General features: G+C 60.0%; 30 protein-coding genes. 6 read left to right on the top strand and 24 right to left on the bottom strand.

Translation table 11 applies throughout. The features are described 5' to 3' along the window. The first annotated feature begins 9 nt into the window (after window positions 1-9). From ACP7AP_RS03370 to ACP7AP_RS03355, 4 genes are all read left to right on the top strand, one after another. Window positions 10-1,140 carry a glycosyltransferase family 4 protein gene (locus tag ACP7AP_RS03370; RefSeq protein ID WP_426032227.1) on the top strand — a complete coding sequence of 377 codons (1,131 nt, stop codon included), beginning with the start codon at window positions 10-12 and terminating at the stop codon, window positions 1,138-1,140. A gap of 81 nt (window positions 1,141-1,221) precedes the next feature. Next, window positions 1,222-2,211: a glycosyltransferase family 2 protein gene (locus tag ACP7AP_RS03365; RefSeq protein WP_426032225.1), complete on the top strand. Its 990-nt coding sequence runs from the start codon at window positions 1,222-1,224 to the stop codon at window positions 2,209-2,211. After that, window positions 2,208-3,905 carry a beta-1,6-N-acetylglucosaminyltransferase gene (locus tag ACP7AP_RS03360; protein ID WP_426032223.1) on the top strand — a complete coding sequence of 566 codons (1,698 nt, stop codon included), beginning with the start codon at window positions 2,208-2,210 and terminating at the stop codon, window positions 3,903-3,905. Before ACP7AP_RS03365 ends, ACP7AP_RS03360 begins: the two co-directional genes overlap by 4 nt. A 1-nt stretch (window position 3,906) precedes the next feature. Further along, a complete protein-coding gene (locus tag ACP7AP_RS03355; RefSeq protein ID WP_426032221.1) occupies window positions 3,907-5,313 on the top strand; it encodes a nodulation protein NodH in 1,407 nt (468 codons plus the stop codon). On the opposite strand, the gene ACP7AP_RS03350 is transcribed toward ACP7AP_RS03355, so the two are convergent. The 7 genes from ACP7AP_RS03350 to ACP7AP_RS03320 all read right to left on the bottom strand — a co-directional run bounded on the left by ACP7AP_RS03350 (window position 5,310) and on the right by ACP7AP_RS03320 (window position 10,068). Next, complete coding sequence (locus tag ACP7AP_RS03350; protein WP_426032219.1) at window positions 5,310-5,777, bottom strand: PTS sugar transporter subunit IIA; 468 nt, start codon at window positions 5,775-5,777, stop codon at window positions 5,310-5,312. The genes ACP7AP_RS03355 and ACP7AP_RS03350 overlap by 4 nt on opposite strands. Window positions 5,778-5,813: 36 nt before the next feature. Next, entirely contained in the window at window positions 5,814-6,389 is a 576-nt protein-coding gene (hpf, locus tag ACP7AP_RS03345; protein ID WP_054006687.1) for a ribosome hibernation-promoting factor, HPF/YfiA family, read from the bottom strand. A gap of 224 nt (window positions 6,390-6,613) precedes the next feature. Then, window positions 6,614-7,396, bottom strand: coding sequence for an LPS export ABC transporter ATP-binding protein (gene lptB / locus ACP7AP_RS03340; protein WP_426032217.1), 783 nt, complete (start codon window positions 7,394-7,396; stop codon window positions 6,614-6,616). Continuing rightward, entirely contained in the window at window positions 7,396-7,884 is a 489-nt protein-coding gene (locus tag ACP7AP_RS03335) for an LptA/OstA family protein (protein ID WP_426032215.1), read from the bottom strand. Before ACP7AP_RS03335 ends, lptB begins: the two co-directional genes overlap by 1 nt. A gap of 12 nt (window positions 7,885-7,896) precedes the next feature. Further along, window positions 7,897-8,499 (bottom strand): hypothetical protein, encoded by a 603-nt coding sequence (locus ACP7AP_RS03330; RefSeq protein ID WP_426032213.1) that lies wholly within the window; start codon window positions 8,497-8,499, stop codon window positions 7,897-7,899. Further along, window positions 8,499-9,473, bottom strand: coding sequence for a KpsF/GutQ family sugar-phosphate isomerase (locus ACP7AP_RS03325; protein ID WP_426032211.1), 975 nt, complete (start codon window positions 9,471-9,473; stop codon window positions 8,499-8,501). The genes ACP7AP_RS03330 and ACP7AP_RS03325 overlap by 1 nt, the downstream gene beginning before the upstream one ends. Beyond that, the gene (locus ACP7AP_RS03320) at window positions 9,454-10,068 is read right to left on the bottom strand and encodes a ribonuclease D (RefSeq protein WP_426032209.1); all 615 of its coding nucleotides are present in this window, start codon (window positions 10,066-10,068) and stop codon (window positions 9,454-9,456) included. Before ACP7AP_RS03320 ends, ACP7AP_RS03325 begins: the two co-directional genes overlap by 20 nt. Window positions 10,069-10,223: 155 nt before the next feature. Here ACP7AP_RS03320 and ACP7AP_RS03315 point away from each other — a divergent pair, with 155 nt between their 5' ends. Further along, complete coding sequence (locus tag ACP7AP_RS03315) at window positions 10,224-11,546, top strand: calcium-binding protein (RefSeq protein WP_426032207.1); 1,323 nt, start codon at window positions 10,224-10,226, stop codon at window positions 11,544-11,546. A 146-nt stretch (window positions 11,547-11,692) separates the two neighbouring features. Here ACP7AP_RS03315 and ACP7AP_RS03310 read toward each other — a convergent pair whose 3' ends face one another. The 16 genes from ACP7AP_RS03310 to ACP7AP_RS03235 all read right to left on the bottom strand — a co-directional run bounded on the left by ACP7AP_RS03310 (window position 11,693) and on the right by ACP7AP_RS03235 (window position 23,795). Beyond that, entirely contained in the window at window positions 11,693-12,667 is a 975-nt protein-coding gene (locus tag ACP7AP_RS03310) for a hypothetical protein (protein ID WP_426032205.1), read from the bottom strand. 127 nt (window positions 12,668-12,794) lie between these two features. Continuing rightward, complete coding sequence (locus tag ACP7AP_RS03305; protein WP_426032203.1) at window positions 12,795-14,399, bottom strand: FGGY-family carbohydrate kinase; 1,605 nt, start codon at window positions 14,397-14,399, stop codon at window positions 12,795-12,797. 3 nt (window positions 14,400-14,402) lie between these two features. Continuing rightward, window positions 14,403-15,131 (bottom strand): SDR family oxidoreductase, encoded by a 729-nt coding sequence (locus ACP7AP_RS03300; RefSeq protein ID WP_426032201.1) that lies wholly within the window; start codon window positions 15,129-15,131, stop codon window positions 14,403-14,405. A gap of 14 nt (window positions 15,132-15,145) precedes the next feature. Beyond that, complete coding sequence (locus ACP7AP_RS03295) at window positions 15,146-16,390, bottom strand: sugar ABC transporter permease (protein WP_426032199.1); 1,245 nt, start codon at window positions 16,388-16,390, stop codon at window positions 15,146-15,148. After that, window positions 16,387-17,211 carry an ATP-binding cassette domain-containing protein gene (locus ACP7AP_RS03290; protein ID WP_426032197.1) on the bottom strand — a complete coding sequence of 275 codons (825 nt, stop codon included), beginning with the start codon at window positions 17,209-17,211 and terminating at the stop codon, window positions 16,387-16,389. Before ACP7AP_RS03290 ends, ACP7AP_RS03295 begins: the two co-directional genes overlap by 4 nt. A gap of 68 nt (window positions 17,212-17,279) precedes the next feature. Further along, window positions 17,280-18,332 (bottom strand): sugar ABC transporter substrate-binding protein, encoded by a 1,053-nt coding sequence (locus ACP7AP_RS03285; protein ID WP_426032195.1) that lies wholly within the window; start codon window positions 18,330-18,332, stop codon window positions 17,280-17,282. A gap of 299 nt (window positions 18,333-18,631) precedes the next feature. Next, a complete protein-coding gene (locus tag ACP7AP_RS03280) occupies window positions 18,632-19,513 on the bottom strand; it encodes an AraC family transcriptional regulator (RefSeq protein ID WP_426032193.1) in 882 nt (293 codons plus the stop codon). Between the two features lie 282 nt (window positions 19,514-19,795). Then, complete coding sequence (locus tag ACP7AP_RS03275; protein WP_426032494.1) at window positions 19,796-20,155, bottom strand: peroxidase-related enzyme; 360 nt, start codon at window positions 20,153-20,155, stop codon at window positions 19,796-19,798. Between the two features lie 28 nt (window positions 20,156-20,183). Continuing rightward, window positions 20,184-20,318, bottom strand: coding sequence for a hypothetical protein (locus ACP7AP_RS03270; protein ID WP_426032191.1), 135 nt, complete (start codon window positions 20,316-20,318; stop codon window positions 20,184-20,186). Between the two features lie 87 nt (window positions 20,319-20,405). Further along, window positions 20,406-20,576 carry a hypothetical protein gene (locus ACP7AP_RS03265; protein WP_426032189.1) on the bottom strand — a complete coding sequence of 57 codons (171 nt, stop codon included), beginning with the start codon at window positions 20,574-20,576 and terminating at the stop codon, window positions 20,406-20,408. Window positions 20,577-20,597: 21 nt separating this feature from the next. Then, window positions 20,598-20,864 (bottom strand): hypothetical protein, encoded by a 267-nt coding sequence (locus ACP7AP_RS03260; RefSeq protein ID WP_426032187.1) that lies wholly within the window; start codon window positions 20,862-20,864, stop codon window positions 20,598-20,600. A 19-nt stretch (window positions 20,865-20,883) separates the two neighbouring features. Further along, complete coding sequence (locus ACP7AP_RS03255) at window positions 20,884-21,576, bottom strand: ATP-binding cassette domain-containing protein (protein WP_426032185.1); 693 nt, start codon at window positions 21,574-21,576, stop codon at window positions 20,884-20,886. Window positions 21,577-21,814: 238 nt separating this feature from the next. Continuing rightward, the gene (locus ACP7AP_RS03250) at window positions 21,815-22,300 is read right to left on the bottom strand and encodes an ABC transporter permease subunit (protein ID WP_426032183.1); all 486 of its coding nucleotides are present in this window, start codon (window positions 22,298-22,300) and stop codon (window positions 21,815-21,817) included. Between the two features lie 48 nt (window positions 22,301-22,348). Next, on the bottom strand, window positions 22,349-22,588 hold the full coding sequence (locus ACP7AP_RS03245; RefSeq protein ID WP_426032181.1) for a hypothetical protein: 240 nt from the start codon (window positions 22,586-22,588) through the stop codon (window positions 22,349-22,351). Beyond that, the gene (locus ACP7AP_RS03240; protein WP_426032179.1) at window positions 22,548-23,249 is read right to left on the bottom strand and encodes an ABC transporter substrate-binding protein; all 702 of its coding nucleotides are present in this window, start codon (window positions 23,247-23,249) and stop codon (window positions 22,548-22,550) included. Before ACP7AP_RS03240 ends, ACP7AP_RS03245 begins: the two co-directional genes overlap by 41 nt. 81 nt (window positions 23,250-23,330) lie before the next feature. Beyond that, window positions 23,331-23,795: an Lrp/AsnC family transcriptional regulator gene (locus ACP7AP_RS03235; RefSeq protein WP_426032492.1), complete on the bottom strand. Its 465-nt coding sequence runs from the start codon at window positions 23,793-23,795 to the stop codon at window positions 23,331-23,333. 132 nt (window positions 23,796-23,927) lie between these two features. Here ACP7AP_RS03235 and ACP7AP_RS03230 point away from each other — a divergent pair, with 132 nt between their 5' ends. Continuing rightward, complete coding sequence (locus ACP7AP_RS03230; RefSeq protein WP_426032177.1) at window positions 23,928-26,288, top strand: transketolase; 2,361 nt, start codon at window positions 23,928-23,930, stop codon at window positions 26,286-26,288. Here ACP7AP_RS03230 and ACP7AP_RS03225 read toward each other — a convergent pair. Beyond that, window positions 26,285-26,734, bottom strand: coding sequence for an Lrp/AsnC family transcriptional regulator (locus ACP7AP_RS03225; protein ID WP_426032175.1), 450 nt, complete (start codon window positions 26,732-26,734; stop codon window positions 26,285-26,287). The genes ACP7AP_RS03230 and ACP7AP_RS03225 overlap by 4 nt on opposite strands. Window positions 26,735-26,856 lie beyond the last annotated feature (122 nt).

The following is a 26,856-nucleotide window of genomic DNA, read 5'->3' as shown; positions in this document are numbered from 1 at the left end:
ACGCGGCTGATGTCGCGCCTGAGCAAGGGGCCAATGACCGGGGTGGACCGGGTTGAGTTCGCCTATCTAGAGCAGTTTTTGCGGCTGGATACGCTGTGTTTGGGCCTGGTGCGGACAGCGCCGGGCTTTTTGCTGCTGGACCGTCCTGCGATGATCGCGCTGCGTGACGGCACGTTGGACTTGACCCGCAATGACCTGATTGGCCGCATCGCATGGCGGCGTGATCCTGCGCGCGGTCGGGCCGAGGCCGCGCTGCGCCGTCTTGCCATCGCCCGCTGCACCAAGCGCCGTCTGGCGCGTCTGCTCAAGCGCCATCTGCCCCCCGGCTCCAGCTATTTCAACACCGGCCACGCCAATCTGGACGACCGCAGCTTGGCGCAAATCCACGCCGCTGGTCTGAAAATCGCCGTGTTGGTGCATGACACCATCCCGCTCGATCACCCTGAATTCGCCCGTCCCGATACGGTAGAGCCCTTCCGTCGCAAGATGCAGGTGGTCGCCAGCCATGCCGATCTGGTGATCCACACCACTCAAGCCACCCGGGCGGAGACCGAGGCGCAACTGGCCCGTCTGGGCCGCGTGCCGGAAGGTATCACCGCCAATCTGGGCGTGCATGTCGCGCACCCCATCGCCACGGACACCCCCACGCAGCCCTATTTCGTCACCCTCGGCACCATCGAGCCGCGCAAGAATCACGTCCTTCTGCTGAACCTTTGGGCGCAAATGCCCAATCCCCCCGGCCTGCTGATCCTTGGTGGGCGCGGCTGGTCGAACCATGAGGTCTTCGCCCGGCTGAATACCCTGCCAGATGATTCCCCGATTCAGGAGCGCGCCGGCCTAACCGATGGCCAGATCGCCTTCCTGTTGCAAGGCGCACAGGGATTACTCTTTCCCAGCTTCGCCGAGGGCTTCGGCATCCCCGCGCTGGAGGCTGCCAGCTTGGGCACCCCGGTTGTCGTCTCTGATCTGGCAGTATTTCAAGAGCTTCTGGGGGAGTTCGCGGTTTACCTTGAGCTAGCGGACAGTTATTCTTGGATGGAAACAATCAGCCGGTTGGCCACGGTTGGGATAACGAAAAGGGCGACAAAGACGCCACCAAACTGGGCGGAACATTTCAAGCTTGTGTTAAGCAGGATGTGATATTTCGTTAGCGATGGCGATGGCGATGGCGATGGCGATGGGGCAAGTGGAAGTGTAAGGGTGGGTGTATTCTCAAGATATATGCTGCGGCTGGCGCGCAAGCGCTGGCGCATCCGTGCTTTTCGCAAGCGGCGAGAGTTGCGCGGCGTTGTCGATCGCACCAATCTGATCAAGCCCGACCATATCTTGCTGTTCTCAACCCTGCGCAATGAACGGATCAGGCTGCCATATTTCCTGCGCTACTACCGCAACCTTGGCGTCAATCATTTCATTATCGTGGACAATGACAGCGATGATGGCAGCCGCGAATATCTGCAAGCGCAGCCCGATGTCTCGCTGTGGACCACTCAGCACAGCTATAAACGGTCGCGCTTCGGGGTCGATTGGCTGAACTATCTGCAAAACAAATATGCGCATGGCCATTGGGCGCTGATCGTCGATCCGGACGAATTCTTCGTCTATCCGTTCTGCGACACCCGGCCTTTGCGGGCGCTGACCGATTGGCTGGATGCGTCTTCGATCAAATCCTTCTCGGCGATGCTGCTGGATATGTACCCCAAAGGCCCGTTCGACGCCGCCCCCTATGCCGAAGGCCAAGACCCGTTTGAGGTCGCACCCTATTTCGACTCTGGTAACTACGTCATTCATCGCAATAAGAAATTCGGCAATCTGTGGATTCAAGGTGGCCCGCGCCTGCGGATGTTCTTCCAGGATCTGCCCGAGCGTGCCCCCGCGCTGAACAAAATCCCGCTGGTGAAATGGGATCGCGATTATGCCTATGTGTCCTCGACCCACATGCTGCTGCCGCGCGGGCTTAACCAAGTTTACGATGAATGGGGCGGCGAAAAGGCCTCGGGTTGCCTGCTGCATGCCAAATTTCTCGATACCTTCGCCCATAAGGCCGAGGAAGAGATGGAGCGCCGCCAGCATTACGCCAACAGCCACGAATACCGCGCCTATCGCGCTGGCATCAGCACCCAGCCTGACCTCTGGTGCAAGTGGAGCGAGAAATACATCAACTGGCGACAGTTGGAGATTTTGGGCCTGATGTCTAAGGGCAACTGGGCATGAGTGTCGGCATCGTCATGCTGTGCCACACCGCGTTTGACCGGGCAGCACAAGTGGCGCGGCACTGGGCGGTGCGCGGCTGCCCGGTGGTGATTCACGTTGATCGCAGGGTGAAGCGCAAGGCCTATGACGGCTTGGTCAAAGCCTTGATTGATCTTGATAATATCCGGTTCTCGGGCCGTCATGCCTGCGAATGGGGCACTTGGGGCATTGTCGCCGCCACGCAAGAAGCCAGCACCATCATGCTGCGCGATTTCCCGCAGGTGCGGCATGTCTATCTGGCGTCGGGATCGTGCCTACCGCTGCGCCCGGTTGAGGAAATGGTGGCCTATCTGACAGATCGTCCGCGCACCGATTTCATCGAATCCGTCACCACCGAAGATGTCGGCTGGACCATTGGCGGCCTGGATGTCGAACGTTTCACCCTGCGTTTCCCATTCAGTTGGCGCAAGAAACGCCGGCTGTTTGACGGTTATGTCCGCCTGCAACGCCGCTTTGGCTTTCGCCGTCGCATCCCGGCGGGCATTGTGCCGCATTTGGGCAGTCAGTGGTGGTGCCTGACCCGGCAAACCCTGTCGGCCATTCTGGAAAACCCGGAACGCGACGAGATTGACCGCTATTTCCGCCGGGTCTGGATTCCCGATGAAAGCTATTTTCAAACCTTGGTGCGGCAGGTGTCGGCCAATGTTGAAAGCCGTTCGCTGACATTGTCGAAATTCGATTTTCAGGGCAAACCGCACATCTTCTACGATGACCATCTGCAACTGTTGCGCCGCTCAGATTGCTTTGTCGCGCGCAAAATCTGGCCCCATGCCGGGCGGTTGTATAAAACCTTCCTGTCCGACGATCCCGGTGGCCAAGCCGCCGCTGAACCCAACCCCGGCAAGATTGATCGCCTGTTTGCCAAAGCCGTGGAGCGTCGCACCAAGGGTCGCCCCGGCCTGTACATGCAATCACGCCATCCGAATGAAAACTGGGAAAACGGCCGTACCGCAGCACCCTATTCGGTGTTTGAGGGTTTTGCCGATCTGTTCGACAACTTTGAAATCTGGCTCGGCAAAGCCACCGGAACCCGTGTGCATGGCCATCTGTTCGCCGCTGATCGCATCGAATTTGCCGGGGGTGAAAAGATCTACAACGGCGCGGTCTGCGATTCCGCCGCCATCCGCGACTATAACCCGACCTCATTTCTGACCAACCTGATCTGGAACACCCGCGGCGAGCGGCAATGCTTTCAGTTCGGCCCGGATGACAGCCAAGTGCTGACCAACTTCATCGCAGGTGATCCCAACGCGCAAATCTCGGTGATTTCAGGGGCTTGGGCGATTCCTTTGTTCCACTCCAACAGTAATTTCGGCGAGATTCGCAAAGAAGCCGCCCGCTTGCAAAAGATTGAGGCCGAGTTTCTCAATGAACTCCGCAAGCCTTGGGTGAAAGCCCGTGTGCGCACTTGGTCCTTGGCGGAATTTGTCGAAAATCCGATGGAACCTCTGCAAACCATTGTCGATGAAATCAGCCCGCGTGCGATGCGCCGCCTGACCGAAGCACCGCGTCTGGCCGATCTGACCGGCTTCGGCCAATTTCTGCAAAACCTGCGCAATCAGGGCATGCAGCCGGTGCTGATGGGCGATTTTCCGACCGGCGATGATCCGCGCCCCTCGACCTCGCGGCGTGGCCGCCCCTATTTGGTGAAGTGATTTGTCCGACCTAAATACCGCGTTTACCTCTTTCGTGATCTTTGCCGAAATGCGCACCGGATCGAATTTTCTTGAAGCCAATCTGAACACCATCGACGGCGTCACCTGCCATGGTGAGGCGTTTAACCCCTTCTTCATCGGCGGCGAAAGCAAGCAAGAGATGTTCGGCATCGACATCGCCGGGCGCAGCGCCGACCCGGCTGGATTTCTGCGCGCGATGCGGGCGCAGACCAAGGGGCTTGCGGGGTTTCGCTATTTCTCGGATCACGATCCACGGGTGTTTGATCTGGTGATCGCCGACCGTGCTTGCGCCAAGATCATCCTGACCCGCAATCAGCTGGAAAGTTTTATCAGCTGGAAGATCGCCAAGGAAAGCGATCAGTGGTGGATGGCGAACACCAAACATCTGAAAACCGTGCGCCCGCGTTTTGATTTGGAGGAGTTCACCACCCGGATCGGCCAGTTGCAACAGTTCCAAGGCAAGCTGGTGCATGCGCTGCAAACCACGGGGCAGACCGCCTATTACATTGATTATGAAGACATTCGTGAGTTGGACGTGCTGAACGGCCTTGCCAGTTTCCTCGGCATCCCTGCCCGGATCGAAGCGCTGGATTTCCGTTTCAAAAAGCAAAATCCCGAAGCGATTTCGGCCAAAGTTTCCAACCCGCTGGAAATGCAGCAGGGCTTGGCAACCGTGGATTGGTCCAACCAAAGCCATGTGCCGAATTTTGAACCGCGCCGGCTGGCCGCTGTCGCGCAATATATCGCCTCAGAACACGCCGATCTGTTGTTCATGCCGATCAAATGCGGGCCGGACGCGCAGCTGAAAAAATGGCTGCAAAGCTACGGGCCGCTGCTGCCCGGCTTTGATCGCCAGTCTTTGCGCAAATGGAAAGCGGCACATCCCGGTCAGCGCAGTTTCACCGTGCTGCGGCATCCGCTTGCCCGCGCCTATACCGCGTGGTGTGATTTTACCGCCAAAGAATGGATGCCCGAACTGCGGCCATATCTGAAGCGCGTGCATAAATTTCAACTGCCGCCCAAGGGAAAACCCTTTGAGAACGCTGAAGATTTTCGTGCCGGATTTCTGGTATTTCTGGAGTTGATCAAGCACGTTCTGGCAGGCCGCACCGAATTGCGGGTGATGCCGCAATTCGCCTCGCAAGGTGCTTTGATTCAAGGTTTCGCGCAGGTTCAAAGCCCCGACCTGCTGATCCGCGAAGACAGGCTGAGCGAAGGTCTGGCCTATCTCTGCGCTGATCTGGGTCTGGGTGCCAAACCGCTGCCCAGCGTGGCCGACAAATACCCCTACCCGCTGGCCGAGATGTACGGCCCCGATATCGAAGCCGCCGCGCGCGAAGCCTATTGGCGGGACTATGAAGGCTTCGGCTTTAGAAACTGGACCTAGGCCGCGACCTGCGGCGTCCGGGCCTCGGTCAAGATCGCATACAGCTTGTCGGGGTCGGTGTTCGCCCGCAATTTCGCACAAATCCCCGGATCGCGCATCGTGCGCGACACTTGTGCCAGCGCTTTCAGATGCTCGACCCCGGAATCCTTCGGCGCGAACAGCCCAAACACCAGATCCACCGGCTGCCGGTCCACGCTTTCGTAATCCAGCGGTTTTTCCAGACGGATGAAAACGCCGAAAATCTTCTCGATTTCCTCAAGTCGCGCATGGGGCAGGGCGATACCATTGCCCACCCCGGTTGGCCCAAGGCTTTCGCGTTCTTGGAGACCATCGACCACAATGGCCGAAGACAGCCCATAGGCCTGAAAAGTCACCTCTCCCAACTCTTGCAAGAGGCGTTTTTTACTGGTCAGTTGGCCAAGCACCCGGACGGCCCCCGGTATCAGCAGTTTAGAAAGATCCATCCGGCGTCTCGTCCTTCCGCAGCCAACAGGCTTACGTTATCTGGTGTTGCGCGGGTCAATCCAGCCGATATTTCCATCATCGCGACGGTATACGACGTTCACGCCCGCATGTCCTTCATTGCGAAACACCAGAAACTTCTGACTGGTCAGTTCCAGCTGCATCACGGCCTCACCCACGGTGATCGACGGAATCTTGGCTTCCATCTCGGCAATGATAATTGGCTGGGCGACCGCGTTGTCATCGTCTTCCGGTTCTTCGGTTGGAGCGAGGATATAGGACGAGCCTTCGCCGAATTCAACTGGCACCGGACGGCTGTGATGATGGTTGCGAATCCGCCGCTTGTAGCGCCGCAACTGCTTGTCCATTTTCTCGCGGCAGGATTCAAACGCCGCGTAAATCTCGGTCGCATGGCCCTTGGCCTGGGCGTTCAGCCCGGTCGACAAATGGATCACCGATTCGCAGACAAACTCATGCGCGGACTTGGAAAAAACGATGACGGCCTCGGTCGGGCGCTGAGCATATTTCTCAACAACCTCACCCAGTTCGGACTTTACATGGGTCTGTAAAGCCTCGCCGATGTCGATTTGTTTTCCACTGATCTGGTAGCGCATAATGCCTCCTTTAACGCATAGGGTCATAGACTTCCGCAAGACACGGAAGGGTTGACACTCTTTGATTTACAGTAAGTTAACGAGGCCAATCGCCACAAGTCGCGGGGCCTTTTGGGGGCCGCTTCCGTCTGATTGGGCAAGGCGCAATGGGCTCGCATCCTTATCATTTGGGGATGCGATAGGGCACTTGTCAACAGGGCTGTCACGCCATTGTCAAACTTGCGCTAGATGATGCGGAAATTCTCGCCCAGATAGACCCGGCGCACCATTTCATCCTGAACGATTTCCTCGGTGGTACCGGTTTTCAGCACCACGCCATCGTGCAGGATATAGGCGCGGTCGACAATTTCCAGGGTTTCGCGCACGTTATGGTCGGTGATCAGCACGCCGATGCCGCGCGATTTCAGATCATGCACCAGATGGCGGATTTCGCCGACCGCAATCGGGTCAACCCCGGCGAAGGGTTCATCCAGCAGCAGATATTTCGGATCGGCGGCCAGACAGCGGGCGATTTCGACTCGCCGCCGCTCGCCCCCCGACAAGGCCAGCGCGGGGGCGCGGCGCACGTGGGTGATCGAAAATTCGGACAGCAGTTCTTCCAGCCGCTCGCGGCGCTTGTGGTGATCCTTCTCACGGATTTCCAGCACGGCGAGGATATTGTCTTCCACCGACAGCCCGCGAAAGATCGAGACTTCTTGCGGCAGATAACCAATCCCCAGCTGCGCGCGGCGATACATTGGCAGGCTGGTCACATCGCGCCCGTCGATCATCACCTGCCCGCTTTCCGGCGTCACCAATCCGGCGATGGTGTAAAACATCGTGGTCTTGCCGCAGCCATTCGGCCCAAGCAGCGCGACCACTTCACCGCGGTTCAGATGCAAAGACACATCGCGGATCACCGGGCGGCGTTTGTAGCTTTTGCGGATATGCCGGATCGACAGGCCAAGTTCAGTCTGGCCCGCACCGCCATCGGTGACGGACGGAACAGGTTCGAGCGTATCCGGCATCATTTCTTCCCCGGCACGAAGGTGGTTTTCACCCGGCCTTCCATCCGCCCCAAGCCGGTTTTCAGATCAATCACCAGCTTGCCCGCCGACATCGCCGCTTGGCCTTGGGTCAGCAGCACATTGCCCGTCATCACCACTTCGCCGCTTGCGATGGTATAGACCGCATTGTCCGCCTGCGCCGCATCGCTGGCATTGACCAGCAGCACCTTGCCCGTCGCATACAAAGTCTCAATGCTGGTCTTGTCCGCGCCGTAGGCCACGCGCACCTCATTGGCCGACAGCTTCATTGCGCCCTGGCTGACCACGACATTGCCGGAAAACACCGCTGTGCCATCGGCTTGGTTCACCGTCAGCGTGTCGGCGTTCATCTCGACCTGTGCGGTGGGATCGCCTTTCAGCCCACCAAAAGCCACCTGTGCCCCCTCGGCCAAAGCAGACTGCGCAAGGCTTAAAACCAGCGCGGCGGCACAAGCGATATTACGAAGCATTGCAAAATCCTGTCATCTCTTGGGCTGGTATAGCAGCCGCACCTTGCCGTTGAAAACCAGAAGATACGGCCCTGCCGCAGCCTGCTGGGAAAGCACCATATGATCTGCCGTCAACTGCCCGCCGGGACCAATCGCGCTGATAGGGCCACGGCTTTCGACGCGGGTGTCGGCGGTCGAAACCCCAAAACCCTGCGCCTGCACCACATAGCCATTCGAGGCGTGCAATTCAGCCCCATCGGTCAACTCGATCATCTTCTGCGCAGAATCGAGCGCCACGGCAGCCGAGGCGAGTTCGGTTTTCGCGCCGTCAGGCGTTTGCAGCAGCCCCTGCACCAGCTTCAATGCGCCCCCCTCTGCCGTCGGCTTGGCCTCGTCTGCGGCAATCGTCAAAGATGATCCGTCCGAGGTCATCCCCGCAAACCCCGCATCCGTCATCTTCGGATCACGCAGGCGGTTCTCTGCATTGACTGAGGCATAGGGGATTGCATCTTCAGGGTTGATCTTGCGCGAGAACAAAAACAGCGTCGACAGCAGCACCAGCGCAATCAGCGGCAGCAGCACTTTCAGCACCGACACCAGCCGGGAATGCCACATATCCCGGCGCGGAACAGCCATCAGATCAACCCCGCGCGCAGGCAATCGTGGATATGCACGATGCCAAGAGCCTGACCGGGCACGGCAGGATCGACCGCGAACAGGCAGGTGATCTTGCGCTCGTTCATCACATTGACCGCCGCTTCGGCCAAGGCATCGGGGGCCACAGTGGCCGGGCCACGGGTCATCACTGCGCCCGCCGTCAGGCTGAGAAGCCGATCCATGTGACGGCGCAAATCGCCATCCGTGATGATGCCAACCAAAGCGCCCGCTTCCGTCACCCCCACAACGCCAAAACCCTTTTGGCTGATCACCAGCAGCGCCTCGGTCATCGGGCTATCGGCCTCGATCAGCGGCAAATCAACATGCATCAGATCGCGGATCTTCAGCAGCTTTGCCCCCAGCTTGCCACCGGGATGAAACAGGCGGAAATGTTCAGGCGTAAAGGCGCGATGCTCCATCAAGGCAATCGCCAAAGCATCGCCCAAGGCCAGCATCATCGTGGTCGAGGTGGTCGGAACGATGCCTGTCTCACAGGCTTCCGGCGCATCGGGCAATAAAATCGCCACATCCGATTGCCGCACCAAAGTGCTGTTCGCCCGCGACGCCACCGCAATCAACGGAATCCCGAACCGCCGGGTATGGGCGATGATATCCGCCAATTCCACCGTCTCACCTGAATTGGAAAGCACCAGCGCCACATCGCCCTTGGTCAGCATCCCCAGATCGCCGTGGCTGGCCTCGCCCGGATGCACGAAATGTGCGGGCGTGCCTGTGCTGGCCAAAGTTGCCGCGATCTTGCGCGCGACATGGCCGGATTTTCCCATCCCCGAGACGATCACCCGCCCGGTCGCCGCCATGATCACTTCCGCCGCCTGCGCGAAACTTGGCCCCAGATGATCGGCCAGGATCACCAATGCCTCGGCCTCGCGCCGGATCACCCGCTGCCCGGTGGCCAGAAAGTCAGTGCCCAGATCAGTGGTGGAACAGGTCATTCGGCTCGTCCCATCCCAAAAGATCCAACTCGGCGCGGGTGGGCAGGAAGTCAAAGCAGCGCTGCGCCAGATCAAGCCGATCTTCGCGGATCAGAATGGCCTCCAGCGCGGCCTTCAGTTTGTGCAGATAGAGCACATCTGACGCTGCATATTCCTTCTGCGCTTCTGACAGCGTGACCGATCCCCAATCCGAGGTCTGCTGCTGCTTGGACACATCGACGCCCACCAACTCGTTCAGCAGGTATTTCAGCCCATGCCGATCGGTAAAGGTGCGGATCAGTTTGGCGGCAATCTTGGTGCACCAGACAGGCGCCGCGGTCACACCAAACGCCTGTTTCATCGCGGCCACGTCAAAGCGGCCAAAGTGGAACAGCTTGATCACGTCGGGGTCGGTCAACAATGCCTCAAGGTTCGGCGCCGATTTCTGCCCCTTGGCAATCTGCACCAGATGCGCATTGCCATCGCCCGACGACAGCTGCACCAGACACAGCCGATCCCGCATCGGGTTCAACCCCATGGTTTCGGTGTCGATGGCCACAACGGGCCCCAGTTTCAGCCCAGCGGGCAGGTCGTTTTGGTAAAGATGAATGGCCAAGGGTGCCGCCTTTTTGCAATGTCTTTGGTTGCCACGGTGATAGGCGCAAAGCCCCGCAAACTCAACCAGCCCTGAACCGATTGACAGAACTGCGGCGAGGGGCGCAGTATCCGCGCATTAAACGGTTCACAGAACCCCTTTTATCGGAGCGATAAATGCCAGTTATTTCAACGAGTGTGTCGGGGACAGCCACAGCTTTACAAATCACCACGTCGGGGACTTACTTCGTCACTGCCCCCACTTATCTGGAAACCACCCTGGCCAATGTCGTTGGTATCTCATCTGGTGCGGGGCAAGTCGGCCTTACACTTGCGGGAGCGCTGATTTCGGGCAACAGTTTTTATACCATCTTCGACAGCGGAATCAGCAACACGCTTGCGCTGAACGTGCTTGCCTCTGGCTATATAACCGGTGGTGGCATCCTGAATACGGGCAGGCTGCTGCAGCTGAGCAATGCCGGAACGCTGTTTGGATTTGATATTGGTATCACAGCGGGCAATTTCGCTGATCAGATCGTGAATACGGGCGTCATCAACGCCGGGACGGCATATGCTCTGATTTTAAACGGCGGTGATGACCTTGTCACCAACACGGGTCAGATCATCGGCAACATTGATCTTGGGTCCGGCAATGATAGCCTTTACGGCGGCGATGGCTCGATCATCGGCTCCATCTTCCTTGGTGACGGCGATGATCTGATTGACCTGCGCCATGCCAACCTGTCGGGGGATGTCACTGGCAGTGGCGGCAACGATGTTTACATCGTTGATGACGGCGCGTTCAATCTGTTTGAGGCTGCATCACAGGGCACCGATCTGGTGAAATCCACCGTCAGTTATGAGCTGGCCCTGAACTTTGAAAACCTGCAACTTCTGGGCGCGGGCGATATCAACGGCACCGGAAATACCTTGGCCAATACCCTGACCGGCAATGCGGGTGACAACCGCCTGCATGGCTTTTCCGGCGGCGACAGGTTGTTTGGTGGAGCAGGGGATGATCGGTTGTATGGCGACACCGGCAATGACACGCTGTCGGGGGGTATCGGCGACGATACACTTTTTGGCGGTGCGAACAATGATAGTGTGGTCGGCGATTCCGGAGCAGACCGCCTGATCGGTGGCGCAGGTCAGGATGTGATGACGGGCGATGTCGGTGTTGCGGGCGGTTATGATGATGTGTTCATCTTCCAAAAGATCACCGACAGCACCTACAACTCCCTGTCCGACCGGATCACTGATTTTCATGTCGGCGAGGATACGATCGACCTTTCCGCCATCGACGCCAGATCTGCGACGGCAATCAATGATGCGTTCAGCTTCATCACCACAGCATTTACCAGCGTCGCAGGGCAGGTGCGCTTGCAAGCGAATGGCGCAGACACCTATATCCTCGGCGATGTAAACGGCGACGGCGTTGCCGATTTCCGTATCTTTCTGACCGGAAATCTGGCGCTGACGGCCGCAGATTTTATTCTGTAGAATCGGGGGCACGGTCCATAAGCATGGGCCGTGCCAAAACCCGCGCAGGGCATCCGACCGCGCCAAGTGTTAACAAACCCTTAAGTTGGCCACCCTAACACATTGATACATATAATTAAAATTTGGTCCCGAGTTGGGACCACCCCCTATAACAACCCCTTGATCATCATCCGCGTCGCCTTGATCTTCTGGATCGTCCCCGCTTTAGTACCCAGCATGGTAAACTTGCGTTTTTCCGAACTTTGCTCGCCCAACGTGAAGCTTTCATTCGGATCGGCGCTTTGCCAGCTGACCTCAACCCCGAACATGCCCTTCAGATGGAAATTCCCCACCAACGGGCTGCCCGCCGGAGGCGCGCTCAGCGATGCGGGCTGTATCGTCGTGCACAGCACTTTGCCATTCGAGCCGAAGTAATAGTACCAGGTGTCGTAAGGCTCCTCGAACACCTCCCACCAGCCACCCAGCCAATAGGGCAACGCCGCCCCCGCCGTTAGCAGCGCCTTCATATTCACCCAGCCTTGTAACGACGCAGGTTTCCAACTGCGTTTTTTCCGCTCAATCGCGTCATAGCCCTTGCTCGGCCCGCCCTGCCCGGATTCCGCCGTGTACCAATCCTCGCCACTTAGCACCAAAGACACCCCCATATGGTTCAGGTTGGTGCCATTGTGATCCGCCGTCTGCGCAAATAGCCGGAACACATCGCCATATTCCGGGGCCGAGCCACTGTCGGCGGGCACCCAGCAATGCCCCCGACCATAGCGTGTCAGATAGTCGGCAATATCAAACCGCCCCACGCCATCATTCTTGCCGCCGGTCTTGCTGGCCTTATAGCCCATCGCCACCCCACAGCGCCCGCAAAACTCGTTACAGGTGGTGGTGCGGTCGGTCAGCCATTTCTTCAACAGCCCCGGCTGATCATAACCCGTATAGCGCGTGAACGCCGCGTTGGATCGCACCCCCTGCAAGGCGCTTAACTGCGCCTGCGTGAACGGGGATTGCAACGTGGCCGAGCCTTCCGCCGTTGAGGTCAGTTGTTGCCCCATCGCGGGCAGATCGACCAGAAACGCTTTCAACGCCGCCTGATGCGGCTGCATCTCTTTAGGTTCGGCAAATTCGCCCATCACATGCTCCAAAATAGAATGTCAGGAATAGACCCACACGCGCTTAGCCAGAATAACACGAGCTTGCCGTAAAGCCTGACGCCGATCAATCGGGTTCGGGTGCCAAATTGTGGCCCTGACTGCCGTTTCAGGCGGTGTTGCGCAGCAGACGCGCCGCAGTTTGCAGCGCCTTGAACGCTTCATACCGACCGTCATGCACGGCAATATGTCGCCCCGCGCTGGGCGGAAAGCTTTGCTTTGGCCTCGACATCGCCGCCATTGCTTGCGGGATTGAGGCGTGCAGCCCCCCAGCCACCGCTGCCAGCATCGCTGAACCCAGCAACACAGGTTCCTCTGCCTCGGTCGCCACCACCGTCACCCCGGTGCTGTCGGCCAACACTTGCCGCACCAGATCATGCTGCCCCGCGCCGCCACTGATCATCACCCGCTTAATCGGCGCACCATGCGCGGTCTGCGTGTCGATGATCTGCCGCAGGCCATAGCCGATGCCGCAAAGGCCCGCGACATACAGCTGTACGAGGCTTGCGAGATCCTCCTCCATCCCCAAACCCGCAATCAGCGCGCGGGCGTGCGGATCAGCAAACGGCGCGCGGTTGCCCAAGAATTCCGGCACTACATGGACGCCTCCAGCCAGATCAACCGCATCCGACGGCGTGGCCGAGGCTTCTGTCGCCTGATTGGCCAACCAGACCGCCAACGGCAGCCCCGCAGCTTTGGCCGCAGTTTTAGCCTGCGGCTGGGCGGGATGCAGTTTCAGCAGATGATCAATCGCGGCTCCGGCTGCCGACTGGCCACCCTCGTTCAGCCACATGTTCGGCAGCATGGCAGAGTAATACGGCCCCCAAACGCCGGGCACGAATTGCGGCTCTGCCGTGGTGGTCATGGTGCAGGACGAGGTGCCGAAGACATAGGCCATATTCTCGGTCGCATCCGCGCCCGTAGCGCCAACGGTGCCGACACCGCCCGCGTGGGCATCAATCAGGCCAGCAGCGACTGGGGTGCCGGGGCGCAGGCCAAGATCATTGGCCGCTTCCACGGTTAGCCCTTGCGCCAGCGCTGTTCCGGGTTCGACCATTTCGGTGCCAATGCGGGCAAAGCCTTCATCGGCCAGCACGCCCAGCCCGATCTGCTGAAAGTAACTCGCATCCCAGCGTTTTTCATGCGCGAGGTAAGTCCATTTGCAGGTGACGGTGCAGGTCGAGCGCGCGCGGCTGCCAGAGGCTTTCCATGTCAGGAAATCCGCGAGGTCAAAGAAATCATGCGCCGCATCGAAGGTATCGGGGCGGTTTTCGCGCAGCCAAAGCAGCTTTGGCGTCTCCATTTCCGGCGAAATCACGCCGCCTACGTATTTCAGCACATCATGCCCTGCGGCATTGATCCGCTCGGCCTGTGGCACAGCCCGATGGTCCATCCAGACGATGATGTTGCGGGCTGGGTCTTCAGATGGGCCGACTGCCAACGGCGCACCATTTTCGCCCAAAACCACCAGCGAACAGGTCGCATCAAAGCCAATCCCGCTGACCTGTGCCGGATCAATCCCCGCAGCCGTAACAGCACCCCGTACTGATTGGCAGACGGCATCCCAGATCTGATCTGACGATTGCTCGACAATCGAGCCTGCCTCACGCCACATCGTCACATCGGCTTTGGCCGAGGCCAGCATCGCGCCTTGCGCGTCGAATACGCCTGCGCGCGCGCTGCCGGTGCCTACGTCAATGCCGATCAGATACATGGCTTACAAATCCACCGAGTTGGGCAGGATCACCAGATCCCGGATCGTCACATTGCGCGGACGCGTCAGCATGAACAAGACCGCATCTGCGACTTCCTTCGGCATCATCAGGCTGCCATTTGCCAAAGCCTCATCCATCTTCGCCTTCGGCCAATCGTCCAGCAAAGCGGTGACAACCGGGCCGGGGCAAACCGCGCCAACGCGGATGCCATGTTTCGCCACTTGGCGGCGCACCGTATGCACAAACGCCTGTACCGCGAATTTCGACGCGGTGTAGATCGGCTCCCACACCACTGGCACGATGCCCGCGATGGAACTGGTCATGATAATATCCCCCGTCTGGCGTTCCACCATATGCGGCAACACGGCTTGCACGGCGCGGAACGAGGCGTTGATGTTCAGGTTCAACATCCGGTCCCACACATCAGGATCGCCTGTCACCACATCGCCACCCACGTAGGCCCCGGCATTGGCGTGGAAGATATCAAGGCTGCCCGCCTGCGCCAAAATCTGCGGCATCATCGAGGCCACACTCGCCGGGGTGGCGAGGTCAATCACCAAGGGGATGGCGTTGGGGCCAAGCTCGGCACACAGCGCCGCCAGCTTGTCTTCGGCGCGGTCGATCAGCACCACACGCGCCCCGGCCTTTAGCATCACCTTGGCACATTCCAGCCCGATCCCCGAGGCCGCCCCGGTGACGGCGGCGACTTTTCCATTCAATTCATCCGACATGATAGCTTCCTAAATTAAGCCCGGCCATGCGAGGCGCGGCTTTGGCGGGCAAGGCTGTCAACGATCACGGCGATGGCAAGAACCGCCCCGGTGATCATGTAGCGCAAGCTAGAGTTCAGGTTCAAAAGCGTGAGGCCATTGGCAATCGACTGGATCACGATGATCCCGAGCAGCGCCGAAAATGCGGTGCCACGGCCACCAAACAGGCTGGTGCCGCCGATCACCGCCGCCGCGATGGCGTTCAGGTTCACATCGCCCGTTCCGGCCTGCTGGCTGGACGAGGCAAGACGCGCCGCAGACAGAACACCGCCCAGCGCGGCCAGCGCCGAACACAGCATAAACGCGCTGATATAGATGCCGCGCACATTGATGCCCGCCCGCCGTGCCGCTTCGGCATTACCGCCCACGGCTTTCATCGAGCGTCCCCATTGTGTGCGGGTCAGTGCGTAATTCATCGCCAGCACCAGTGCCACGAACAGCGCGAACATCCACGGCACACCTCGGCCCAAGCTGAGGTAGAACACGATGGCTAGCAAAGCGATGGTGGTCAGCACGGCTTTGATGACAAGCCCCGAAGGCGACCCCGCCGACAGATTCGCAGCCCTGCGCCGCGCGTTGGTGGAACGCCCCACCACCAGCATCACAATCCCCGGTATCAGCGCCAGAGTATAGGACAGCCACGACGGCAGGATCAAAAGCTGCCCGAACTCGACCATTTTCGAGCCATACGGCAGGTTGATCGACCCGGTCGCGCCCAGCATATAAAGCTGCAAACCGAGTAGCGCCAAAAGCCCCGACAGGGTGGAGACGAAACTCGGCATCCCCAGCTGATTGCGCAGGGTGGCATAAACCGCGCCGATCAAAGCGCCCAAGGCCACAGCGGTGCCGATGGCGACGGGCAAAGGCACGCCCTGATTGACCCAAAGCACCCCGATCAGGGCAGAGCCAACCCCGCTCATCGAGCCCACCGACAGATCAATCTCGCCCAGCATCAGCACGCAGACGATGCCTAGGGCGATGACTCCGGTGGTGGAGCAATCAAACAGCAGGTTCACAAGGTTGTTCGGTGACAGAAAAATCGGGTTTAATGCGGTGAACACCGTCCAGATGATCGCCAAGCCCACCACCACTGGCAAAGACCCCAGATCACCTGATTTCACCCGATCCATGAAGGCTTTCACGCTGCCGGAAAGCCCGGCAGCGTGGGTTACGCGCGCGTCGGCGCGGTCTAATTGCGGGCTCCCAAGTTTCTGATTCATAGCGGCTCTCCTGCGGCTTCGCGCAAACGGTCAGCCCGGCGCGAGACGGCGTTATCGGTGGCCCCGGTGATGGCCCCCACAAGGTCTTGATTGCTGGCATCCGGCGTGAACACGCCATTGTTGCGGCCCAAGCGCAGCACCACGATGCGGTCGGCGACAGCGCGCACATCTTCCATGTTATGGCTGATCATGATGACGCCAAGGCCCTTGTCGCGGACACGTTCGACAAGGTTCAACACCTCGGCGGTCTGTGCGACACCCAAGGCGGCGGTGGGTTCATCCAGCATGATGATCTTCGGGTTCAGCAGCAAAGATCGCGCAATCGCCACGGTCTGCCGCTGCCCGCCCGAAAGCGATGCAATCGGTTCACGCACCGAAGGGATGCGGGCGGCGAGTTCATTCAGTAGGGTCCAGGCGCGGACTTCCATCGCGACCTCGTCCAGCCGCAGTGGGTTCAATTCCTGCCCCAGAAAGATATTCGCCACCACATCGAGATTCTCGCACAGGGCCAAATCCTGAAACACCGTGGCGATGCCCAAGTGCAAAGCCGCTGCGGGGCTGGCCATCGTCACGGGCTTGCCCTGAAATTCGATGCTGCCGGATGAGGCCTGATGCACCCCGGCCAGCACCTTCACCAAAGTTGACTTGCCTGCGCCATTGTCGCCGACCAAGGCCACAACCTCGCCTGCGTGAATATCAAGATCAATATCCGTCAGCGCCGAAACCGCGCCGAAATTCTTGGAAATGCCGCGCAGGGAAAGCAGCAACTCGCCCGATTGTTTGCGAGTCTCGGCTTTGCGGGTCTGGGATCGGTCCGACATGGCGGCTCCTTTCAGATCAAAAGAAGCCATCCGGGCCGGGGAGGGCGGCCCAGACGGCAGGGTTGCGGTTACTTGATGCCAAGCTCCGCACAGCCAGCGGCATAGCGATCGACACACAGCTCGGCTGCAGTGTTGATGCCCTTGTCGATGATCTCGGCTTTCAGGTTTTCGCGCGTCACCACAGCCGGAACAAACAGCTGCGACGGGGTGTCATAGAGGCTCATCTCGGCTTTCGGCGTTTCGCCATTCAGGAACTGCACGGCGATTTGCGCCGCCGCCGCCGCCACGATTTCCGAAGGTTTGGAGATGGTGTTATATTGATCGCCCGCAATGATCAGCTGAAGCGCCGCGATGGTTGCATCGTTGCCGGTGACTGGCGGCACCGGATCAACGCCCGCCGCCTTGAATGCAGCAACCGCCCCACCGCCCGTGCCATCATTCGCCGCCACCACGCCGATGATATCCGCGCCAAACCGGGTGACTTGCCCAGCGGCCCATTCCTGCGCTTTCGGCGGCGCCCATTCCGGGGTGTCAAACTCGGCCAAAGTCTTATAGCCGCTGGCGGCGATGCCTTCGTGGATGCCGTCCTTGATCAGCCCGGCCGCCGCATCGGTGGGCGAGCCGTTGATCTGCAACACGCCGCCCTTGTCGGTGGGCAGGCCCAGATCCTTCAGATGCGCCATCAAAGATTCCGCAATCGCCTTGCCGATGCCCTTGTTATCAAAGGAGACATAGTAATCGGCAGGCTTGTCCGGGATCGGGCGGTCATAGGCGATCACCTTGACACCTTGGCTTTGCGCAAGGCTGACCATTGCGGCGGCAGCGCTGCTGTCCACCGGGTCCAGCACGATCACCTTAGCGCCTTGGGTGATCACCGAGTTGAACTGCTGCTGTTGCAGCGCCGCGTCCGCCGTGGCGTTCTGGTAGATCACCGTGCAATCTGCGCAGAGTTTTTTCATCTCGGCCTGAAAGCCGGGGAAATCGTGCTGCTCGTAGCGGGTCGAGGCTTGGTCGGGCATCAGAAATGCCACGGTGCCAGCGGTTTGCGCGAAAGCCGCGCCCGAAATCAGAGCAGTTGACAGCGCCAAGGCCCCCGTCAGATGCGATGCGATAAGTTTCATTGGTCGTCCTCCATGTTGACCGTTTTGATGGAACCTCGGCGGCGCGGGTCAGCACCGCCGAGGCTTATCGGCTTGTCATCGGGCAAAGCACGACCCTGCGGCGGCAGTAGGGTTCTGCCACCGGGCCATTGCCGTCTGTAAAGCCGGATCTTCGCCAAAAGTTGCGCCTGCGGATTTCCTCCTGTCCGCAGGTTTGGCCTCTGGCCGAATGGGTTCAGGCCGCAAGGGCCGTTTTAGGTTTGCTCAGGCCGCAAGGGCCGTTTAGGTTTGCTCAGGCCGCGAGGGCCGTTTAGGTTTGCTTAGGCCGCAAGGGCCGGGTGTTGGTTCTGGGCCAGCAAGTCCCGAAACCGCGAGGGCGTCATGCCCTTTTGTGCCTGAAACTGCCGGTTAAAGTTGGATATGTTGTTGAAACCAGACGAAAAACACACATCAGTGATCTTCATCTCATCCTTGCCCATCAGCAACTGACAGGCCAGATTGATCCGCAGGCGGTTGACGTATTTCACCAGTGCCTGTCCGGTGTGACGGCGAAAGCTGCGCGAAAACGCCGAAGGTGACAGCCCCGCAATCGCGGCCAGATCGCCCTCAGTAAACGGCTCGGTCAGGTTGGCGTTGATGTACGCGAGGGCCTCATTGATGCCCGTAGACATAAAGCCGGAAGGGTCGGGCAGATAGTTGGTCGAGGTCAACGTGGTCACTTCGGCCCGCTGCAACAGACCCAACAGGCCGATGAACACCTCTATCCGCCGAATACCCTGCGCGCTGACAAGTTCCGCCAGCATCGGCGCTGCGGCTTCGGCGGTGGCTGGGCTGAACAGCGCGCCCCGACGGCTGGTTTGCAGCAGTGCTTCACAGGCGGCCAGTTCCGGCAGCAGTGCCATCGCATCGCCGATAAAATCTTCGGTAAACTGCAACACCCGGCCCCGCAGCGGCACGCTTTCGCCCGTCGCCAGATGGCTGACCCAATTGTGCGGCAGATTAGGCCCGGTCAGCACCAGATTGCCCGGCTCAAAATTGCCAATGAAATCGCCGACAAAATAGTGGCCCTGCGTCGCCACCACATGATGAATTTCGTATTCCGGGTGAAAATGCCAGCGCACCGTGTGATACGGATAGCCATGCGCCCAAGCCTTGAAAGATTCCGACCGCCCGATTTGGACGACCTCTAGATCCGGTTTCATCCGCGTCTCCTCCCTACGCAAATCCAGACTCTGGGCCCGGTGATTGCGTCGCCTTGCCCGGTTGGTTTCTCCGTGGCGTCTGACAAAGCTAGCAGGGCTGATCAGGGCAGACTACTACGGCAGCACGCTTCGGCTGATACTTTTTTGCCGATTTGACTGCAAATTTCGCCGCGATGCGGCAAGGTCTAACCGTAGGGCTGCGGATGGCTTGGGAAATTTTCGGAAAGAATCAGCTTTTGCACAGCACAATCGGCGGGCATGACCCGGCCAATTGCGTGCAAATCAAGCTTGGCCAGCCGCAGGCGTCGGCTCGCCAATCGCCAGCGTCAGGCGGTTGGCCCAGTTGAAGAACGCGACCGACACCACCAGATCGAGCGGCTCTTGCAGATCAAATCCGATGTCCAACAGGCTCGTCGCCTTGGCGGCACTAAAGCCGGGCGGCGTCTGCGACAGCGCTGCTGCCGCCGCGACCACCGCGCCATTGCGTCCGCACAGCGGCGAGAAGCGACCCTCCTCCAGCAACACAGTCACCTCATCGGCGCGTTTCAGATGGTGAATCGCAAAGCGCGCATGAACCGAGGCGCAAAAGATGCAGCCATTCAGCCGCGACACCGCCGCCAACTTGCGTTTTGCCCGAGGCAGCCCGCCCTTGGTGTTGAAGAGAATATCCTTATCTGTGCGGGTGCGCGCCCAACATTTCAGGGCGATGCGCCAGCAGCATGAAATACTCGGATTTCGCGCGGAATTTATCGACCAGCCCGGCCCAATGCTGCTGGGTCAGATCGGCCTCGGCCAACGGCTGCAACCACGGCAGCCAGCCCAGTTCATCGGCGCTAAAGTGACGGGTTCAAGATTGTCGTGCTGGGTGATCACAGCATCGGTCATGGTAGCCTCAGACGACAAAGGCCGCGACGGCATGGCGTTCCAACAGCGAAACCGCCCCCGCATCAACCGGATGCAGCAGCAGTTGATGGCTAAGGTCCGCCTGCATGCGCGCAGCAAAGCTGATGCCCATCGGCGATCCGGGGTCCATGCCGACAAAGCGATCAATCAAGGCGGTCATGGGGTTTCCTTCCTTCAAACCCTAAACAGCATCCCGCAGCCGCACCGGATAGGGCGGGTCGATCCAGCCCAAAGTCGGTGCGACCTGGGTGGCAAACAGTTCAATCAAGCGCAGGATAAAGTCATGCGGCGGATCGACCGAATGGACCTGAACGGCGATCTCGGTGGCATGGTCCAGCACCCGGTTGGCGGCCAAAGAATCTGCCACCTCGTCAGGCGTGCCGACATGGCAGTCCATCGCCAAGATCAGATTGTCCGTCGTATCGCCGGGCAAGATGTGGCCAACCAATTGGAAATGCTGGCTAACCTTACGCAAACCGATCCCGGCCAAAGCCCGCGCTTCGGCCCGGCTGTCGGGCACGAACACCGAGCGTGTGGCCAGAATACGCGGTGAAACGTCCGAGGACATTGCCACCCAGTGGCACAGGCATCATCCGCGCGGTCGCAAACGCGGGCGCATCGGCCAGCAACTGCCGCGCATAGGCGCTTGTCGGAGCGTTCAACACTACGCCAACCGCGCCCTGTTCCTGCGCCCTCCCCAATTTCAGCACCGCAATCCGGTTCGCCCGATCCGCCGCCACCGCCAGATCATGCGTGACCAACAGCACCGCCGTCGCCGTGTTACGCCGCAAATCGTCGATCGAATCAAGGATGCGCCGCTGCACCGTCATGTCCAGCGCACGGGCCGGCTCATCCGCGATGATCGGCGCAGGTTCCAAGGCGATGGCAATCGCGATCAGTACGCGCTGCTTCATGCCGCCCGAGAGTTCGTGTGTGTACTGATTAAACCGCCGCTCCGGTTCACTCAACCTGACGCGGTTCAGCAAATCTATCACCCGATCCCGCCGCAGAATACGCGGGACGCCATGCGCCGCCAGCATCTCTGCCACCTGCCCGCCGATCATGTGGACAGGGCTCAATGAGGCACCGGGATCTTGCGGGTTTGGGCTGGCCATGCGACCGCGGATGCCGTTCAGCGTCGCATCGCGAAGGGTCGTCAACCAATGCGCAGCCCCCCGGTGCTTGCAGATTGTCGGCGGGCAGACCGGAAACCGGATTGAAGTTGGTGAATGCGCCGGGCAGCAAAGCCCACAGCGTCACCAGTGCCAGTACCAGCAAGGCCAAGGCCAATCCGGGGCGGATCGGCAGGTTCAATCGCGGCAGGCTGCGGGGGGCTCGGGGCAAAACCGTATCCTGAAGGGTCATGCTGCAAGGCTTCGTAGGCTGCGCAGGCGAGGGTCAATCGGCCCATGACACAAGATCGACAATGACCGAGATCGCAACGAAACCTGTGGCCGAAATCAGCACAATCGCCTGCAACACCGCGATATCGCGCGTGCGCACAGACCTCTGCGCCAACCGCCCAAAGCCATTCAGGCCGAACACGGTTTGCGTCACTGCCGCCCCTGCAATCAACTCACCCAGCAGCACGCCCGCAATCGCCAGCGTCGGCAAAGCCGCGTTGCGCAGCATATGGCACCATAGCACGGCCCCACGCGACAGCCCCTTAGCGCGGCCTGCGGGGACAAAAGCGCGCGTCGATACATCCTCGATAGTGCGGATCAGAATTTGCGCGATCGCGGCGGCAATCGGCAGCGCCAGCGTCGGCACCGGCAGCACCAGCTTTTCCCACCGACCGGGGGCGATCACCGAAACCCAACCCAGCTTGAACGACACCCGTTGAATAAGCGTGATCCCCACCCAGAACACCGGAACCGACACCATCAGCGCCTGCGCTGATCCGATCCAGTGCCGCTGCGCAGGCCACGGCCGCTAAACCGCACCCCAAGCCAGCAGAAATGCCAGCGCCAGCGCGGTCAGAAGGCCCAAACGCGCCAGCACCAAAGTCGGCGGCAGGTTGGTGGCAATCTCTTGCGCCACAGGCACGCCCGACTGCACCGAATAGCCGAAATCGCCCGAAAGCACCGCCAGCAGTGACTGAAAATGCTGCACAAGGATCGGAGTATCCGAGCTATAGAATACCTGGATTCGCGCAATGTCTTCCGGCGTCATGCCCATTTCCGGGTTGAGAAACCGGATCAACACGAGATGTGCCTTGCAAGAACCGCGGTGACGGCTTCTTGACGGTGAATTTCACGGTCAGCGGGTCGATCACTTCCGACTTTGCGTAATTGTTCAGCACCTCCGAGGGCCGGAAATTCTGCTCCGGTTTCCCCACACCATAGCTGTCAAAATTCGCAGCCACCGCCGCCGCATCCAAAGGCGTGCCGTCGGAGAAGGTCAGACCGGGGCGCAGCTTGAATGTGAATTCAGTGAAATCGGCGTTGATCTGCGACGACTCGGCGACCCACGGCTCAATCTCCAAAGTCGCCGGATTTTGCCACGTCAGCTTGTCGGTGATCTGGTTCATCACCCCGCCGTTGGGATAAAACCCGCCCGCTGGTGGATAGAGCGCGGTACGGGCCTTTTGATCCAGATAAATCAACGTGCCGCCCTGTACAGGCACGCTGTCAGCCTGCGCCGTCAGTGGCAGCACAAGCGCGTTAATCGCAGACAGCAGCGCGTCGAGGCAATATGAAAGCAGTAATCGACATGATCCGGTCCTTGTGAGGGCGACGCGCCCAGTCAGCCGCCGATGCCCAAGGCCAGACCCTTCAAGGATAAAACATGATGAATAAGTCGTGCTATTTTTCAGCCCCGACAGCAACGCCATGCTGCCCAACCACGCCTTGCCGAAAGTTTTGTCGTTCAGCGCGGTCGCCGCCCAGAGGGCCCCGAGTCGCCTGAGCTCCGCCTAAGGCACCCGCGCCAACCCCGCCTTCACCCGCCGCAGCGGAATCGACGACTCAATCGACGCCACTCCCCGCACCTTGGTCATCCGCCCCACCAGAAACCGCTCAAACTCCGGCAGACCCGTGGTCGCCACCCGCAACAGATAGTCGCGATTGCCAGTCATCAGCCAGCAATCCACCACCTCGGGAAAGCCCGCAACCGCCGCTTCAAACGTCGCCAATGCCTCATCAACCTGCTTGTCCAACTGCACCGAGACAAACACCGAAACGCCATAGCCCAGCGCCGCCTCGTCGATCAGCGCCGCATAGCCGGTGATGATACCCGCCTGCTCCAACAACCGCAAACGCCGGGCGACGGGCGAGGGGCTCAGCCCGATTTCCGCGCTAAGATCATGGATCGTCAGGCGGCCTTGCTTCTGCAACAGCCGCAGAATTTCAGTGTCAAAGCGATCCAGAGTGGGGGACATCATCACATCTTCCAAATTATGCGCAGCTTTCCACCAATTATCAGGCCAAGTCTGCCTGATAAAGCCGAGATTCACCTGCTGATTGGCGATATACCACAGCCAACATCACAGCCACCGCAGGAAATCGCCGCAATGCCCCATCTGAAGATCATCGAGCAGCGCCTGTTATGGCTGTCGCATTGGATGATCCACCACGCCAATCACATCCGCCCAAAGCTGGATGCGATCAAAATCGGTGGCCATCAAGCCTCAAGCGCCTCGATGGTGTCGATCATGACCGCGCTGTATTTCTCGGCTTTGCGGCCTGAAGATCGGGTGGCGGTCAAACCCCACGCCTCGCCGATCTTTCACGCCATGCACTATCTGATGGGCAATCTTTTGGTTGAGAAGATGCAGAACTTTCGCGGCTTCCACGGCGTGCAAAGCTATCCCAGCCGCACCAAGGACGGCGATGATGTGGATTTTTCCACGGGTTCGGTGGGCTTGGGCGTGGCCATCACCTCATTTGCCTCCATCGTTCAAGACTACATCGCGGCGAAGACTTGGGGGCAAGGCCTGCCCTTGGGCCGCATGGTAGCGCTGGTCGGCGATGCTGAACTGGACGAGGGCAACATCTACGAGTGTCTGCAAGAAGGCTGGAAACACGAACTGCGCAACACTTGGTGGATCATCGACTATAATCGTCAGTCGCTGGATGGCATCGTCCGCGAAGGGTTGTTCCAACGCGTTGAGTCGGTGTTCCAAGCCTTCGGTTGGGAAGTGGTCCGCATCAAATACGGTGCCCCGCAACGCGCGGCCTTCTCCGAGCCGGGTGGCGAAGCGCTACGCGACTGGATCGACGCCTGCCCGAATCAGCTTTATGCCGCCCTCACCTATCAGGGCGGTGCCATCTGGCGGCAGCATCTGCTCGACGACCTTGGCGATCAGGGCGAGGTCAGCGCCCTGATCGCCCGCCGCAGCGATGCCGAACTTGCCGAATTGATGGAAAACCTCGGCGGCAACTGCGTGCAAACCATGGCCGAAACCTTCGCCGCGACAGATCACGACCGCCCGACCTGCTTTCTGGCCTATACGATCAAAGGCTGGGGCACCCCGATTGCCGGCCATAAAGACAACCACGGCGGCCTGATGACCAAAGCGCAGATGGCCGAATGGCAGACGCATATGGCCGTGCCAGCGGGGCAGGAATGGGAGCCCCTCGCCACCGTCACCGACCCCAAAGCGCTGCAAGACTTTCTGTCAAACGTCCCGTTCTTCGCCAAAGGCCCGCGCCAATTCACCGACGCCATCCTGCCCGTGCCGCACATCACCGCCGGATCAGATCGCGATATCTCGACCCAGATGGGCTTCGGCAAAATACTCGACGATCTGGCGAAGGGCGACTCCGATCTCGCCGCCCGCATCGTCACCACCTCGCCCGATGTGACCGGCACCACCAACCTTGGCCCATGGGTCAACCGCCGCAAGCTGTTCGCCCGCACCGCACAGGCCGACACCTTTCAGGATCAGAAAATCCCCTCCACCGCGAAATGGGAGTTCACCCCCGGAGGCCAGCATATTGAGTTGGGCATTGCCGAGATGAACCTGTTTCTGCTGCTGGGTGCCGCGGGCCTGTCACACGCTTTGTTCGGCAAACGCCTGATCCCCATCGGCACCGTCTATGATCCCTTCATCGCGCGCGGCCTCGATGCGCTGAACTATGCCTGCTACCAAGACGCCCGCTTTATCATTGTCGGCACCCCCTCCGGCGTGACGCTGGCCCCCGAAGGCGGCGCGCATCAATCCATCGCCGCCCCGCTGATCGGCATGGCGCAAGACGGCCTCGCCGCCTTCGAGCCCGCCTTCGTCGATGAACTGGCCGTCATCATGGCTTGGGCCTTCGACTACCTGCAACGCGATGGCGCGGGCGATCCCGATGAGCGCACATGGCTGCGCGATGAAACCGGCGGTGCGGTCTATCTGCGGCTGTCCACCAACCCCATCGAGCAACCCGGCCAACGCGCCGACCAGTCTTTCCGCCAAGGTGCCATCGACGGCGGCTACTGGCTGCGCCCGCCGGGGCCAAACTGCGACGTGGTGATCGCGTATCAAGGCGTCATCGCCCCCGAAGCGATCAAAGCCGCTGGCCTGATCGCCGAAACCCGCCGCGATATCGGTGTGCTGGCGGTCACCTCTGCAGATCGTCTCAACGCAGGCTGGACTGCCGCCCAACGCGCCCGCGCCCGTGGCAATCCTGCCGCGATTTCCCACATCGAACAGCTGCTCGGCACGGTGCCCGCGCATTGCACCTTGCTGACGGTGATCGACGGCCACCCGGCCACACTCGCATGGCTCGGCGGTGTGCGTGGCCATCGCACCATCCCGCTGGGGGTCGAGCATTTCGGCCAGACCGGCACGATTGGCGATCTTTACCGTCATTTCGGCATCGACGCCGCCAGCATGGTTGAACGCATCGCAGGGCTGACGCCGGGCGCGCGCCCCGCTGGCCACTAACCCGCAGCGCCGTCCTGCTTCAAAATAACCATCGTCGTGGTTTCCGCCACGGCGGGGATGGATTGCAGCACATCGCGGATGAAAATCCCCAAAGCCTCAATATCGCGCACCCAAATCCGCAGCATGTAATCCAGATTGCCCGTCACCAGCAGACATTCGGTGATCTCGGGGTGCTTTGCCACCGCCGACAGAAATTCCCGTGTCCCCTCCGGCCCGTGCCGCGACAACCGTACCGACACCAACACGCACACATGCTGCCCCAAAGCCCGACGGTCGATCTGCGCGGCATAGCCGGTGATCACCCCGGCCTCCTCCATTCGCTTCACCCGCCGCGCGCAGGGTGTCGGCGACAACCCCACCCGATCCGCCAGATCCAGCATCGAAATCCGGCCATCCCGCCGCAGCACATCCAAATTCCGGTGATCCATCGAGTCGAGATCAAGCATAGCGATAGTCTCTCACGGATAGCCACTCTGTAGAGAATAACTTCAACAAATCTGCTAATAACGCAAGTCTTTGCAGAGTTTCACCGCAAATCTTGCCCTAATCTTTCCGCCAAACAACGAGT

Source organism: Cypionkella sp. TWP1-2-1b2 (assembly GCF_049896245.1).
In the GTDB taxonomy this organism is placed as follows: Bacteria; Pseudomonadota; Alphaproteobacteria; order Rhodobacterales; family Rhodobacteraceae; genus Cypionkella.
The sequence above is the reverse complement of the archived record's forward strand: the minus strand, read 5'-3'. Positions and strand labels throughout refer to the sequence as shown.